At 67.7% G+C, this 13,665-nt stretch carries 11 protein-coding genes; 7 read left to right on the top strand and 4 right to left on the bottom strand.

Translation table 11 applies throughout. The annotated features are described in order from the left end of the window. Window positions 1-23 precede the first annotated feature (23 nt). Together recG and THI_RS03905 are read left to right on the top strand one after the other, a co-directional pair. Complete coding sequence (gene recG / locus THI_RS03900; protein WP_013104925.1) at window positions 24-2,183, top strand: ATP-dependent DNA helicase RecG; 2,160 nt, start codon at window positions 24-26, stop codon at window positions 2,181-2,183. A 55-nt stretch (window positions 2,184-2,238) separates the two neighbouring features. Next, complete coding sequence (locus tag THI_RS03905) at window positions 2,239-3,186, top strand: hydrogen peroxide-inducible genes activator (protein WP_013104926.1); 948 nt, start codon at window positions 2,239-2,241, stop codon at window positions 3,184-3,186. Window positions 3,187-3,198: 12 nt separating this feature from the next. Here THI_RS03905 and THI_RS03910 read toward each other — a convergent pair whose 3' ends face one another. From THI_RS03910 to THI_RS03925, 4 genes are all read right to left on the bottom strand, one after another. Beyond that, window positions 3,199-4,350, bottom strand: a complete 1,152-nt coding sequence (locus THI_RS03910) for a patatin-like phospholipase family protein (protein ID WP_013104927.1) — start codon at window positions 4,348-4,350, stop codon at window positions 3,199-3,201. A 156-nt stretch (window positions 4,351-4,506) separates the two neighbouring features. Next, complete coding sequence (locus tag THI_RS03915) at window positions 4,507-5,298, bottom strand: 3-hydroxybutyrate dehydrogenase (RefSeq protein WP_013104928.1); 792 nt, start codon at window positions 5,296-5,298, stop codon at window positions 4,507-4,509. Window positions 5,299-5,448: 150 nt separating this feature from the next. Next, a complete protein-coding gene (locus THI_RS03920; protein ID WP_013104929.1) occupies window positions 5,449-6,819 on the bottom strand; it encodes an ATP-binding protein in 1,371 nt (456 codons plus the stop codon). Continuing rightward, window positions 6,816-7,592 carry a response regulator gene (locus THI_RS03925; RefSeq protein WP_013104930.1) on the bottom strand — a complete coding sequence of 259 codons (777 nt, stop codon included), beginning with the start codon at window positions 7,590-7,592 and terminating at the stop codon, window positions 6,816-6,818. The genes THI_RS03920 and THI_RS03925 overlap by 4 nt, the downstream gene beginning before the upstream one ends. 96 nt (window positions 7,593-7,688) lie before the next feature. Between THI_RS03925 and THI_RS03930 the strand changes: the two genes are divergently transcribed. The 5 genes from THI_RS03930 (at window position 7,689) to THI_RS03950 (ending at window position 13,661) form a co-directional block, all read left to right on the top strand. Beyond that, window positions 7,689-8,918 (top strand): MFS transporter, encoded by a 1,230-nt coding sequence (locus tag THI_RS03930; protein WP_013104931.1) that lies wholly within the window; start codon window positions 7,689-7,691, stop codon window positions 8,916-8,918. Then, window positions 8,915-9,895 (top strand): quinone oxidoreductase family protein, encoded by a 981-nt coding sequence (locus THI_RS03935; protein WP_013104932.1) that lies wholly within the window; start codon window positions 8,915-8,917, stop codon window positions 9,893-9,895. The genes THI_RS03930 and THI_RS03935 overlap by 4 nt, the downstream gene beginning before the upstream one ends. 82 nt (window positions 9,896-9,977) lie before the next feature. Continuing rightward, window positions 9,978-11,306, top strand: a complete 1,329-nt coding sequence (locus THI_RS03940) for an ATP-binding protein (protein WP_013104933.1) — start codon at window positions 9,978-9,980, stop codon at window positions 11,304-11,306. Window positions 11,307-11,342: 36 nt separating this feature from the next. Continuing rightward, window positions 11,343-12,662: an IS1182-like element ISThsp1 family transposase gene (locus tag THI_RS03945; RefSeq protein WP_013104216.1), complete on the top strand. Its 1,320-nt coding sequence runs from the start codon at window positions 11,343-11,345 to the stop codon at window positions 12,660-12,662. 435 nt (window positions 12,663-13,097) lie between these two features. Continuing rightward, complete coding sequence (locus THI_RS03950; protein ID WP_013104934.1) at window positions 13,098-13,661, top strand: response regulator transcription factor; 564 nt, start codon at window positions 13,098-13,100, stop codon at window positions 13,659-13,661. Window positions 13,662-13,665: the final 4 nt, after the last annotated feature.

The following is a 13,665-nucleotide window of genomic DNA, read 5'->3' on the forward strand; positions in this document are numbered from 1 at the left end:
CCTGTCATTTTTAGAATGCCCCGATGACCGCCGCGCGCAAGCCCTCTCAGCAAGACCCCATTGCCGATCCGTCGCAGCGGGCAAGCGCGCCTCGCAAAGACCCGGCGGGCAAGGCCAAACCGGCACGGCCCACGCCGCTCGCCCGGCTGGGTCTGCACACCGACTGGGACATTGCGCTGCATCTGCCGCTGCGCTATGAAGATGAAACGCGGCTCACGCCGCTGGGCGCGCTGCGCGACGGTGAGCTTGTCACCACGGATGCTGTGGTGACCCAGGCGCAGGTGCAGGGCCGCGCGCCGCGTCGGCAGTTGCTGGTGCGGCTGCAAGACCCGGAAGCGGGCGACGCCGTCCTCACCCTGCGGTTGTTCCACTTCTACCCCAATCAGCTCAAAACCTTGCAGCCCGGGGTGCGGCTGCGGGTGCATGGGCAGGTGCGGCAGGGCTTGTTTGGTTGGGAGATGGTGCACCCGACCTGGAAGCTGGTGGACGCCAATGCGCCCCTGCCGAACACGCTCACGCCGGTCTATCCCACCACGGCCGGCGTGCCGCAGAGCTATTTGCGCAAGGCCGTGGCTGGGGCGCTCGAGCGGCTGGTCTGGCGCGACACCGTGCCGCAGGAGGAACTGACGCGCCATCATCTGCCCGATCTGCCCTCGAGCCTGCGCACCCTGCATGCTCCGCCGGCCGCGGCCTTGCCCGCGCTGGAAGCGGGCGCGCATCCGGCGCAGCGGCGCTTGAAGTTCGACGAATTGCTGGCGCAGCAACTGGCCCAGCAGCAGGCCCGCGCACAGCGACAACGGTGGAAGGCGCCGACGCTGCCCGCCGCGCCCGGGGCGCATAGCCTCCCGGCGCAGTTGCGGGCGGCCATCCCCTTCACCCTCACGGCGGCTCAGGAGCGCTGCGTGGCCGAAATCGCCGCCGACCTCGCGCAGACCGCGCCGATGCACCGGCTGCTGCAGGGCGACGTGGGCAGCGGCAAGACAGTCGTGGCCGCGCTGGCGGCGGCGCAGGCCGTGGCGTCCGGCTGGCAGTGCGCGCTGATGGCGCCCACCGAAATTCTCGCGGCGCAACATGCGCGCAAGCTCGCCGATTGGCTGGAGCCGCTAGGCGTGGGCGTTGCCTGGCTTTCGGGCAGCCAGACGAAAAAAGAACGCGAGGCGGCGCTGCAGCGCGTGGCCAGCGGGCAGGCGCAGCTCGTGCTGGGCACCCACGCCGTCATTCAGGCGCAGGTGCGTTTTGCCCGCCTGGGGCTGGCGATCGTGGACGAGCAGCATCGCTTCGGCGTGGCGCAGCGCCTGGCCCTGCGCGACAGCCTGCGCGCGGGCACGCAGGGCAGCGGCCTGCAGCCGCATCTGCTGATGATGAGCGCCACGCCCATTCCGCGCACCCTGGCCATGGCGCTGTTCGGCGATCTGGACGTGTCCACCATCGATGTTCTGCCGCCGGGCAGAACGCCGGTGCGCACCAGCGTTGTCAGCACGGATCGGCGCGACGAACTCATCGCCCGGGTCGGCGCGTTGACCGCGCAGGGGCGGCAGGCCTATTGGGTTTGCCCGCTCGTTGAGGAAAGCGAGACGCTCGATTTGCAAAACGCCGTGGCTACCCACGCCGAACTCAGTGCCGCGCTGGCGACGAGGTCCGGTCAGGGGGCGGTGCAAGTCGGCCTGCTGCACGGGCGCATGAAGGCGCAGGAAAAGCGCGCCACCATGCAGGCGTTCAGCGCGGGCGAAATCGGCCTGCTCGTCGCCACCACCGTCATCGAGGTGGGGGTGGACGTGCCCAACGCCAGCCTGATGGTGATCGAACATGCCGAGCGCTTCGGGCTGTCGCAGTTGCACCAGCTGCGCGGGCGGGTGGGGCGGGGTGCGGCGCAGTCGGATTGCGTGCTGCTGTTCACCTCGCCGCTGTCGCCTACGGCGCGCGAGCGCTTGGGGGCGATGCGCGAACTCACCGACGGCTTCGCCCTGGCGCAGAAAGACCTGGAACTGCGCGGGCCGGGCGAACTGCTGGGCCTGCGGCAGTCGGGCGTGCCCGGCCTGCGCTACGCCGATCTGGCGCAAGACATCGATCTGCTCGAAGCCGCCCGCGACACCGCGCAACGTCTGCTGGTCGCCGCGCCCGAAGCCGCCCGGCAACACGCCGCGCGCTGGCTGGGCGAAGGGTTCGACTGGTTGAGCGCCTGAGGTTCAATTGCATTGATTAACACAATCTGGCGGCGTTTCTGTTTTAATTCTTTCTATGACTCTGACAGAATTACGCTATGTCGTCGCCGTCGCTCGCGAGCGGCATTTTGGCCGGGCTGCCGAGGCCTGTTTCGTCAGCCAGCCCACTCTGTCGGTCGCCATCAAAAAGCTCGAGGAAGAACTTGATGTGCGTCTGTTCGAGCGCGGCGGCAATGAGGTGAGCATCACGCCCATCGGCGCGGAAATCGTCGAGCAGGCGCAGCGCGTCATCGAGCAGGCGGCGGCGATCAAAGAGATCGCCAAGCGCGGCAAAGATCCGCTGGCCGGGCCGCTGCGGCTGGGGGTGATCTACACCATTGCGCCCTATCTGCTGCCCGAGCTGGTGCGCAACGTCATCAAGCGCAGCCCGCAGATGCCGCTGATGCTGCAGGAAAACTTCACCACCCGCCTGCTGGAAATGTTGCGCACCGGCGAGCTTGACGCGGCCATTCTGGCCGAGCCGTTCCCCGATCAGGGGCTGGCGGTTACGCCGCTGTATGACGAGCCCTTCCTCGTGGCCGTGCCGCGCACCCATGCGATGGCGACCTGCAAGGAGCTGAGCGCCGAGGCGATCAAGGACGAGACCATGCTGCTGCTCGGCACCGGCCACTGCTTTCGCGACCATGTGCTCGAAGTCTGCCCGGAATTTGCGCGGTTTTCGCCCAGCTCGGAAGGCATCCGCAAGAGTTTCGAGGGCTCGTCGCTGGAGACCATCAAGCAGATGGTGGCCTCGGGCATGGGCATTACCGTGGTGCCCAAGCTGTCGGTGCCGCGGCAGGACGTGCCGCATGCGGCCGATCCGAGCACCGATCACGTTTGTTATGTGCCGTTTTCCGATCCGCCGCCCACGCGCCGCGTGGTGCTGGTGTGGCGCAAGAGCTTCACCCGGCATGAAGCCATTGCCGCGCTGCGGCAGGCCGTCATGGCCTGCGATCTGCAGGGCGTCACTTTGCTGATGCCCTGAAGGAGCAACGACTCAGGCCTGCGTGTGTACGTCGTGGGTGACGAAGCCCTGCTCGGCGCTGGGCAGAGCGAACCAGTCCGGGTGGTCGAGGGTGCGGTGCATGTCGTCGAGGCCGCTTTGCCAGTGCGAGCGCATTTCGGCGCGGCCGAAGGCGTAGTCCTTGCCCTGACCGTCGAAGGCTTTGTCGCGGTAGATCAGGTGGATGACGTTGTAGCGTTTGTCCTGCGCCATTTCCTGCACCTGTTCGCACAACGCGTCGCGTTTGTCGAGCGGAATGCGCTGCAGCAAATCGCGCAGAATGCGACGCTGCTGCTGCGCCCGCTGCAGGGTGGAGGTGATGATGCGCGTACGGCTGGAAAACTGGATGTCTTTCTGCCGCTCGGCCACGTCGAGCAGGGTTTTGGGCACCTCGCCCGCCGCGCTCCATAGATCGACCTGGAACACCAGGGTGTGGTGGCTGGGATGGCCGCCCAGCACCTGCGACAAGGGCGTGTTCGACACCAGCCCGCCGTCCCAGTAGAACTCGCCGTCGATCTCCACCGCCGGAAAACCCGGCGGCAGCGCGCCCGAGGCCATGATGTGCTCGGGGCCGAGCCGCATCTCGGCGCTGTCGAACACCACTTGGTTGCCGTTGCGCACATTCACCGCGCCCACGCTGATGCGGGTTTCGCCGCTGTTGAGCCGGTCGAAATCGACCAGCCTTTCCAGCGTGTCGCGCAGCGGCGCGGTGTCGTAAAAGCTGGCCTTCGCCGGGTTGTTGCCGCCTAGCGGCCAGCGCGGCAGAAAAAAGCCCCGCTGACCTTCGAGTATGGCGCGAAGCCCCTGCATGACCGCAAGCTGGGGTTGCAGGGGCTCGGGAATCCAGGCCAGCGCGGCGTCGTGTTCCCAGGGCAGAGTGGGCAGCAGCGGCTGCTGCGTGACAGTTTCCCAGAACGTGCGCAAAGCGGCAGCGCGTTGGCCCGGCGGGTTGCCCGCAATCAGCGCCGCGTTGATGGAGCCGATGGAAATACCGGCCACCCAGTGCGGATGCACGCCGCAGTCTTCCAGCGCCTCCACCACGCCGCATTGGTAGGCGCCCAGCGCCCCGCCGCCTTGAAGCACCAGGGCGATGCGGTCGTAATGCCGCACCTGCGCCAGCACGGCATCAGCGCGGCAGGACGGCATGAGATCCCCCCCGAAACGCTCGCCTTGCTCACGTCTCCCCCCAGGGGGCGAAGAAACTCTTGGGGCGGCCCGGCGAGTTTCTTCTTCAGGCGAGGAGGCAGTCTTTGTGCGCTGCGTGAGACGGGTCGTCGTGGCGGTCGTCATGACTTGCGCCTCTTAGTTCATGCACCAGCCGTGGCTGGCGACGATGGACTGGCCGGTGAGTGCGGCCGTGGGGAAGGCGGCCAGGAACAGCGCGAGATTGGCGATATCGGCGGTGGTGGTGAACTCGCCATCCACGGTGTCTTTCAGCATCACGTTTTTAATCACCTCGTCCTCGCTGATGTGCAGTTCTTTGGCCTGCTCGGGAATCTGCTTTTCCACCAGCGGGGTACGCACAAAGCCCGGGCAGATGACGTGCGAGCGCACGCCCTTGGGCCCGCCTTCCTTGGCCAGCACTCGCGCCAGCCCCAGCAGGCCGTGCTTGGCGGTGACGTAGGCGCTCTTGAGCTTGCTGGCCTCGTGCGAATGCACCGAGCCCATATAAATCACCACGCCGCCTTTCTTGGCATACATGCCCGGCAGCACCGCCTTGGTGGTAAGAAAGGCGCCGTCGAGGTGGATGGCGAGCAGCTTTTTCCAATCGGCGAAGGCGAAGTCTTCGATGGGATTGACGATCTGGATGCCGGCGTTCGACACCAGAATGTCCACCGGGCCGAAGGCCTTGGCGACCGCCGCGCAGCCGGCGTTTACTTGCGCTTCGTCGGTCACGTTCATCGCCACGCCCATGGCTTTGCCGCCGGCCTTGTTGATGGCTTCGGCGGTGGCGTTGGCGGCGTCGAGGTTCAGGTCGGCGATGGCGACTTTCGCGCCGGCCTTGGCATAGGTTTCGGCAATCTCTTTGCCGATGCCGCTGGCGGCTCCGGTGATGATGGCGGTTTTGTCCTTGAGGCTGAGTTGCATGGTCATGGGAGTCTCCTGAGTGGAAAGTAGGTAGGCAAGCGGTTCAGCGAGCCGATTGAAACGCAATTGCTGCAACGCGGCAAGCGCGGCGGCGTCTTGTTTAAAGACTCGGTGATGGGCCTTAACCTGGACTGAAGCCCGCCAAGCGACGTTTTTTCAGCGTGTGAGCGTGTGCCCTGCGGTCGCAAAAATTACCCGCACCCGCAGCCCGCCCAGTGGCGAGGTGTCGAGTTCGATGCGGGCGTCGCAGCGTTCGGCCACGCTGCGCACGATGGCCAGACCCAGGCCGCTGCCGCCGGGCGGGGCGTTTTCGCGGCGATAGAAGCGGTCGAACACGCGATCGCGGTCTTCGGGCGGAATGCCGGGGCCGGAGTCGTCCACTTCGAGCACGGCCATGCGTCGGGGTGCCGCTGTGCCGTCGGTCGCTTGCGCGGCGGGTGGCGCGGGCTGCATTTCGCAGCGCACCCGCACGTCCACCCGGCCGCCTGAGGGGGTGTAGCGCAGGGCGTTGTCCACCAGGTTGCGCACCAAAATGCGCAGGCCGCTGGCCGGGGCGAGCACGGTGCAGTTTTCGGCGTCTTCCATCCCGGCGTCCACGCCGCGGGTCTGGGCGAGTTCGGCGGTATCGGACAGGGCCAGGCGCGCGGTGTCGAGCAGGCTCACCGCGGTGAGCGCCTCTTCGGCGCCCGACTCGTTGCGCGCCAGCAGCAGCAGTTGTTCGACCAGATGGCTGGCGCGGTCGATGCCGCTTTCCAGCCGGGCCAGCGCCACGCCGCGCTGGGCGTCGTCGTGCGCGCGGCCGAGCATTTGCACCTGCACCTTGAGCGCGGCCAGCGGCGAGCGCAGTTCATGCGCGGCGTCGGCGACGAACATGCGCTGGGTATCGAAGGCCTGGCGGGTGCGCGAGAACAGGCCGTTCATCGCGCGCACCACGGGCTGCATTTCGCTGACCACGGGGTGCGGGTCGAGCGGGTCGAAGCTGGTGGCGGCGCGGTTCTCCAGTTCGCGCGACAGATCGCTCAGCGGTCGCAGCGAGCGTCGCACCACCCACGCAACGGCCAGCAGCAGCAGCGGCGCGATGACGGCCATCGGCCAAATGGAACGCAGCGCGAAGCCCAGCGCCAGCGCCTGCCGCGTGGCGGTGCTCTGGCCGACCTGAATGGTGCGCCCCCCGGCCTGCATGGAATAGACGCGCCACTGCTCGCCGCCAACCTGCACATTGGTGTAGCCCAGCACGGCCTGGCTGGGCAGCTCGCTGCGCGGGCGCGAGACGTAAATGCGTTTGCCATCGGGCGCCCAGACCTGAACGACATAGTCGACATCGTTGCCCGCGCTGACATTGGGGCCGAAACCGGGCAGGCCCATATCGCCGCTGGCGAGGCTGAGCGCGAGTTGCTGCAGGTGATAGTCGAACACCGCGTCGGCCTCGTTCATGGCGTTGCGGAACACGGCAACCGCCTGCACCAGCGCCGCCAGGGTGACGGCCACTGAGAGCAGCAGCAGCAGGCGGGCGCGCAGGGATTTCAATCGCCGCCCCTATCGCCGCCGCCGTCGCCGCTATCTCCGCCATCGTCCACGCTATCGGCTTCTGGCGTGTGGCTGCCGTCACCGCCGCCATCACGGCTCGGGCTTGCAGGCGCGGGCTCCTTGGCGATCATGTAGCCCATGCCGCGGATGTTGCGGATGAGGTCGGGCCCCAGCTTTTTGCGCAGGCTGTGAACGTACACCTCCACCGCGTTGCTCGAAATTTCGTCCTTCCAGCTATAGAGCTTTTCTTCGAGCTGGGCGCGCGACAAAATCATGCCGGGGCGGGCGATCAGCGCTTCGAGCACGGCCCACTCGCGCTGCGACAGGGCGACTGGCTCGCCGTCGAGCAGGGCTTCGTGCGTGGCCGGGTTCAGGCTGATGCGGCCATAGCTGAACACCGGCTCGGCCCGCCCCGCCGCCCGGCGCAGCAGCGCGCGGATGCGGGCCGAGAGTTCGTCGAGGTCGTAGGGTTTGAGCACATAGTCGTCGGCTCCGGCGTCGAGCCCGGCGATGCGCGCCGAGACGGCGTCGCGCGCGGTGGCGATGAGCACCGGGGTGGTTTCGCGCCGGGTGCGCAGCGCCTTGAGCACGGCGATGCCGTCCATCTTGGGCAGGCCCAGATCGAGCAGCACCAGGTCGTACTGCTCGGTGCGCAGCGCCGAGTCGGCCACGGCGCCGTCGCGCACCCAGTCCACCGCGTAGCCCTCGCCGCGCAAGGCGTCGAGCACGCTTTCGCCGATCATCACATCATCTTCAACCAGGAGCAGGCGCATGGGGCGGGATTGCAAATGGATACAGACTGGACTTTAGCGGCGGTCGCTTAGACTGCGCTTAACGCCCGGCACAGTGCCACTCACCACAAATTCCGCATGCAACTCCCTTCTGATCCAACAAGCAGCCGCCTGCCCCGCACCGTGTGGATGCTGGGTTTTGTCAGCCTTTTCATGGACATGTCGTCCGAACTCATCCACGCCCTGCTGCCGGTTTACATGACCACGGTGCTGGGGCTGAGCGTGCTCAGCGTCGGGGTGGTCGAGGGCATTGCCGAGGCCACGGCGTCGATGCTCAAGGTGGTGTCGGGCGTGTGGTCAGACCGCATGGGCTCGCGCAAGTGGCTGGCGGTGGCGGGCTATGGCCTGTCGGCGCTGACCAAGCCGCTGTTTCCGCTGGCTTCGGGCGCGGGCGAGGTGATTGCGGCGCGCTTCATCGACCGCATCGGCAAGGGCATCCGCGGTGCGCCGCGCGACGCGCTGGTGGCCGACGCCACGCCGCCCGCGCTGCGCAACGCCGCCTACGGCCTGCGGCAAAGTCTCGATACCGTGGGCGCGGTGCTCGGGCCGCTGGCGGCCATCGGCCTGCTGGCGGTGTATGCCGACAACCTGCGGCTGGTGCTGTGGTTCGGGGTGATTCCGGCAGTCATCGCGGTGGCGATTCTGGCTTTGGGCGTGCGTGAACCGCGCCGGGTTCAGGCTGGCGTGGCGGCGGCCAAGGCGGGTAAGAAGGGCATGGACTGGCGCGCAGCGCGCGAGTTGCCTCCGGCATTCTGGCAGGTCGTCAGCCTGGCCGCGCTGTTTACCGTGGCGCGGCTGACCGAGGCGTTTCTGGTGCTGCGCGGCGACCAGATCGGCGTGTCGGTGGTGTGGATCGCGCTGGTCACGCTGGTGCTGTCGCTTGCCTACGCGCTTTCGGCTTACCCGGTGGGTCTGCTGGCGGCGCGCTGGGGGCGCAAGCGGCTGTTCGGCCTGGGGCTGGCGGTGCTGGCGGCTGCCATGTTGTTGCTCGGCGGTGCAATGCCTCTGGGAATGCCCGGGTTCTGGCTGGGGGTTGCGCTGTGGGGGCTGCACATGGGGCTCACGCAGGGATTACTCTCCGCAGCCGTGGCCGAGGCCGCGCCGCCGCAACTGCGCGGCACCGCGTTCGGTCTGTATCACCTGACCATCGGGCTGATGCAATTGCTCGCGGCCATCGGCGCCGGCTGGCTGTGGCAGACCATCGGCGCGGTGGCCCTGTTCACCTTGGCCGCGGCACTAGCCTTGCTGTGCCTGCCCGCACTGTGGCTGTGGCTGCACGAACAACCCACGACAAAGGAAGAGACATGACGACAACCCATGCGATCCGGTTCGATCAACACGGCGGCCCCGAAGTGCTGCAGTGGCGCGAGCAAGAACTGGCCGATCCCGGCCCGGGGCAGGTGCTGCTGCGCCAGGAAGCCATCGGGCTGAATTTCATCGACGTGTATCACCGCACCGGCCTGTATCCGCAGCCGCTGCCGGGCAGTCTGGGTGGCGAGGCCGCCGGGGTGATCGAGGCGGTGGGGCCGGGGGTGGAGGGCTTTGCGGTGGGCGACCGCGTGGGCTACTGCACCGGCGCGCCCGGCGCGTATGCGCAGCGCCGGGTGGTGCCGGTGGCGCCGCTGATCAAACTGCCCGACGACATCGCTTTTGAGGTGGCTGCGGCCAGTCTGCTCAAAGGCCTGACGGCGTATTACCTGCTGCATCGCACCCGCGCGCTCAAGGCCGGGGATGTGGCGCTGTTTCACGCCGCCGCCGGCGGGGTGGGGCTGATTGCCGGGCAGATGGCGCGCTCGCTCGGTGCCACGCTCATCGGCACAGCGGGCTCGGCGGCGAAATGCGCGCTGGCGCTGGAAAACGGCTACGCCCACGCCATCGACTATGTGCAGGACGATTTCGTCACCCGGGTCAAAGACCTCACCGCAGGACGCGGCGTGCCGGTGGTCTATGACTCGATTGGCCGCGACACCTGGGAGCGTTCGCTCGCCTGCCTGCAGCCCTTCGGCCTGATGGTGAGTTTCGGCAATGCTTCGGGAGCCGTGCCGCCGATCAAGCTCACCGACCTGGCGGCAGCCGGTTCGCTCTATGTCACCCGCCCCACGCTGGGCACGCATATGGCCGATCCGGTGGTGAAGCAGCAAATGGCCGATGCGCTGTTCGCCCTGATTCGCAGCGGGCAGGTGAAGATTCACATCAACCAGCGCTACCCGCTGGCCGAGGCGGCGCAGGCGCATCGCGATCTCGAAGCCCGCAAGACCATCGGCTCGACGGTGCTGCTGCCGTAACAGGCTCGGGTTCTCCCTGCGGCAGTGCGTCGCAGGGAGAACCGCGTACTGGCGTGCCGCAAGGGCTTCCTAAAATGGCGGCATGCCGCTGTCCTCCCGTATTCCGCGTTTGCCCCTTACCGATCAGGGAGCGCAAGCTTCTTTGTCGGCTTCGCCACATCTGCCTGCTGTCACCCTGACCCGACTGCTCGCGGCGCGCGTGGCCATGCTGCTGGCCGAGTTGGCGGTGCTGCCCTGGGCGCATCACTTCCTCGACATCACCTGGCCGGTCTACAAAGTGCTGGGGCTGATCGGCCTTCAGGCCGCCCTCGGCGTCTTGCTGTGGTGGCAGATTCGCAGCCGCCGCGGCTTGGGTGCCTTCGGCGGTTTCGTCCACCTGCTGGCCGATGCCCTCATTCTTGCCCTGCTGGTGTATTGGAGCGGCGGCGAGGTCAACCCCATCATCTCCCTGCTGCTGATACCGCTCGTCCTGAGTGCGGTGGCTTTGCCCTGGTTCTATGTCTGGGCCATGACGGCGGTGGTCATCACGCTTTATTCGTTGGTGTCATTCTTCCCCACCCCGTTGACCGAGGCCTGCGGGGTCGCGACCGGCATGCTTGGCGAGCATCTGACGGGCATGTGGGGCAACTTTCTCATCACGGCGCTGCTGGTGGCGGCGGTGGTGGCGCGTCTGGCTTCAGCCTTGCGCGAGCGCGAAATCGAACTGGCCCGCAGCCGTGAAGTCGGTCTGCGCGACCAGCATCTGTTCGCGCTGGGCATGCAGGCCGCCGCCGCCGCGCATGAACTCGCCACGCCCGTGTCCACCCTGGCGATGACGGTGGACGATCTGCAGGCCGACTACGCGGGCGATGACGAACTCGGGCCCCAACTGCAGCGCATGCAGGCGCAGGTGGCGCAGATCCGCACCGTGCTTGGTCACATCACCGCGGCAGCCGGCGCCGCGCGCAGCCGCAGCGACCAGACCGAAACGCTGGCGCACTGGCTGGAGCAAACGCTGGAGCACTGGCACCTCATGCGACCGCAGTCGCAGGCGGGGCTCACACTGCGCAGCGCAGGTTCGCCCCCGGTGCTGCGGGTGGATGCGGGTCTGAACGCCGCACTGGTGAGTCTGCTCAACAACGCCGCCGACGCCAGCCCCGACGCGGTGGAAGTCGAGGCCGACTGGGATGCGACCAGTCTGCGCGTGCATGTGCTCGACCGCGGCCCCGGTCTGTCGGATGATCGGCTGGCGCGGGCAGGCTACGATTTCGTCAGCACCAAGGGCGAGACGCGCGGCCTCGGGCTGGCCTTGGCCCGCGCTGGGATCGAGCGCCTCGGTGGCACGCTCACCGTGGCACGACGCGCGGGCGGCGGGCTGAGCGCCACGCTGCAATGGCCGCGCCTAGGAGTGTGGGCGGCAGAAGGTTGTTGAGGTCGACGTAGGACGGTGGGCGTGCGTTAATACGGCATGCCCACTAGTTACCGCCCCTATGAGCCGGACCAGGTGATGCTGCTGCCGGCGGCGCCGCAGGACTGGCTGCCGCCGGGCCACCTGGCTTACTTCATCCACGACACGATTGACACGCTGGACCTGAGCGCGTTCTACGCGCGCTATGAGGGTGGCGGAGCGCGCAACCAGCCCTTCCATCCGGCGATGATGGTCAAGGTTCTGGTGTACGGCTACGCCACCGGGGTGTTCAGCTCGCGCAAGATCGAGCGCCGGCTGCACGAGGACCTGGCGTTCCGGATGCTGGCAGCAGGGAACTTCCCCAAGCACCGCACGATCCGGGATTTCCGTGCGCTGCACCTCCAGGAATTCTCGGACCTGTTCGTGCAGGTCGTGCGCCTGGCGCGCGAGATGGGTCTGGTCAAGCTGGGCACGGTGGCCATCGACGGCACCAAGGTCAAGGCCAACGCGAGCCGCCACAAGGCCATGAGCTATGCGCGCATGCAGCACACCGAGGTCGAACTGAAAAAGCAGATCGACGCGCTGCTGGCGCGCGCCAAGGCCACCGACGAGGCCGAGGCGCAGGAGCCCGAACTCGACATCCCGGCCGAGATCGAGCGGCGCGAGGCGCGACTCGATGCGATCCGGCAGGCGCGCCAGCGGCTGGAACAGCGTCAGCGTGAAGCCGACGCGCAGCGTGGTCGCAGTGACGATGATGATCGCCGTCCCCGGGGGCCGGATGGGAAGCCGCGGCGCGGTGCGCGGTTCAAGCGCGACTTCGGCGTGCCCGAAGACAAGGCGCAGGAGAACTTCACCGACCCGGACAGCCGCATCATGAAGCGCGCCGGCGGCGGCTTCGACCCCAGCTACAACGCGCAGACGGCGGTGGACGAGGCTGCGCACATCATCGTGGCTGCGGAACTGGACAACACGGCACCCGATGCCAACTGGCTGCTGCCGATGATCGATGCGATCCAGGAGAACCTGGGCGCGCTGCCCGCGCTGGGTCTGGCCGACGCGGGCTATCGCAGCGAGGACAACCTGCGCGATGCGCCGATCGATCTGGTTGTGGCCTTGGGGCGCGAAGGCAAGCAGCACGCGGCCATCGATGCCGCGCGGCTGCCGCACACCGCGGCCATGGCCGCGAAGATGCAGACCGCCGCGGGACGCGCCGCCTATCGCAAGCGCAAGTGGATCGCCGAGCCGCCCAACGGCTGGATCAAGAGCGTGCTGGGGTTCCGCCAGTTCAGCCTGCGCGGCCTTGAGCGTGTACGCGCCGAGTGGAAACTCGTCTGCGCAGCACTGAACCTCCGGCGGATGGCCTCGTTGGTTCCCGCCTGAACAGAAATGGGGGCACAGGCCGCCCCGCACAACACGCCCGCTGCTGCCCTCTCGGGGGCGTGAGACGACCGGCCATGCCGACCGTGCCCGAAAAACAGTCCGCTCGCCCAGCATCGGCGCTCCGGCACAGGTTCACGGAATTCTGCCGCCCAGACTCCTAGGGCCTGTTAACGCTATTTATGCCCCCGCGTTGCCCCCAGACGGGGAGGGATGCAAGGCGGAGGTGCGAGGCAAGGCTGGTCGCCTTGCCTCGCACTGACAACGCAGCAGACGCCCCGCCTGGGGGCAACCCTTCGGGCCGGGGGTCTGGGCGGCGCACTGCCACGTTGCAGTCCGCTTGTGGTGCAATACACCACGGCGCGGCCTGCGCCTCGCATTGCCTCCGCCCAGACCCCCGGCGCGGGGGCATAAATAGCGTTAACAGGCCCTAGCTCAATGAATGGCAAACCGATGAATCTGTTGCTGGTCGAAGATGACGCCGCGCTGGCTGCCGCCACGCGCAATTCCATGGAACGGCGCGGTATTTCCGTGTGGCATGCCGATTCTGCGCCCGCCGCGCGCGCGCTCATCGGCACGGCGGCGTTCGACGCTGCGGTGCTCGATCTGCGCCTGCCCGGCGATAGTGGTCTGACGCTGATTGCGCCGCTGCGCGCGGTCTATCCCGACCTGCGCATCCTGCTGCTGACCGGCTACGCCAGCATCGCCACCGCGGTCGATGCCATCAAGCTCGGCGCGACCAACTATCTGCCCAAGCCGGCGACGGTGAGCGACATCCTCGCCGCGCTGGAACAAGACGAACCCGAGGCCGACCGGGCCGTGGCCGCCCAGCCGCTGCCGGTCGATCGGCTGGAGTGGGAGCACATTCAGAAAGTGCTGGCCGAGCACGACGGCAATATCTCCGCCACCGCCCGCGCGCTGCAGATGCACCGCCGCACCCTGCAGCGCAAGCTGCTCAAGCATCCGGTGCGCGAAGCGCCGACCGACGCAGAGCCGCGCTGACGCG

The sequence above is a fragment of the Thiomonas arsenitoxydans genome (assembly GCF_000253115.1).
GTDB classification, from domain to species: Bacteria; Pseudomonadota; Gammaproteobacteria; order Burkholderiales; family Burkholderiaceae_C; genus Thiomonas; species Thiomonas arsenitoxydans.

What these genes read in the sequence shown, in the direction of transcription:
- recG (WP_013104925.1), top strand. Translation starts at nt 24, where the DNA reads ATGACCGCCGCGCGCAAGCCCTCTCAGCAAGACCCCATTGCCGATCCG.
- THI_RS03905 (WP_013104926.1), top strand. Translation starts at nt 2,239, where the DNA reads ATGACTCTGACAGAATTACGCTATGTCGTCGCCGTCGCTCGCGAGCGG.
- THI_RS03910 (WP_013104927.1), bottom strand. Translation starts at nt 4,350, where the DNA reads ATGCCGTCCTGCCGCGCTGATGCCGTGCTGGCGCAGGTGCGGCATTAC.
- THI_RS03915 (WP_013104928.1), bottom strand. Translation starts at nt 5,298, where the DNA reads ATGACCATGCAACTCAGCCTCAAGGACAAAACCGCCATCATCACCGGA.
- THI_RS03925 (WP_013104930.1), bottom strand. Translation starts at nt 7,592, where the DNA reads ATGCGCCTGCTCCTGGTTGAAGATGATGTGATGATCGGCGAAAGCGTG.
- THI_RS03930 (WP_013104931.1), top strand. Translation starts at nt 7,689, where the DNA reads ATGCAACTCCCTTCTGATCCAACAAGCAGCCGCCTGCCCCGCACCGTG.
- THI_RS03935 (WP_013104932.1), top strand. Translation starts at nt 8,915, where the DNA reads ATGACGACAACCCATGCGATCCGGTTCGATCAACACGGCGGCCCCGAA.
- THI_RS03940 (WP_013104933.1), top strand. Translation starts at nt 9,978, where the DNA reads ATGCCGCTGTCCTCCCGTATTCCGCGTTTGCCCCTTACCGATCAGGGA.
- THI_RS03945 (WP_013104216.1), top strand. Translation starts at nt 11,343, where the DNA reads ATGCCCACTAGTTACCGCCCCTATGAGCCGGACCAGGTGATGCTGCTG.
- THI_RS03950 (WP_013104934.1), top strand. Translation starts at nt 13,098, where the DNA reads ATGAATGGCAAACCGATGAATCTGTTGCTGGTCGAAGATGACGCCGCG.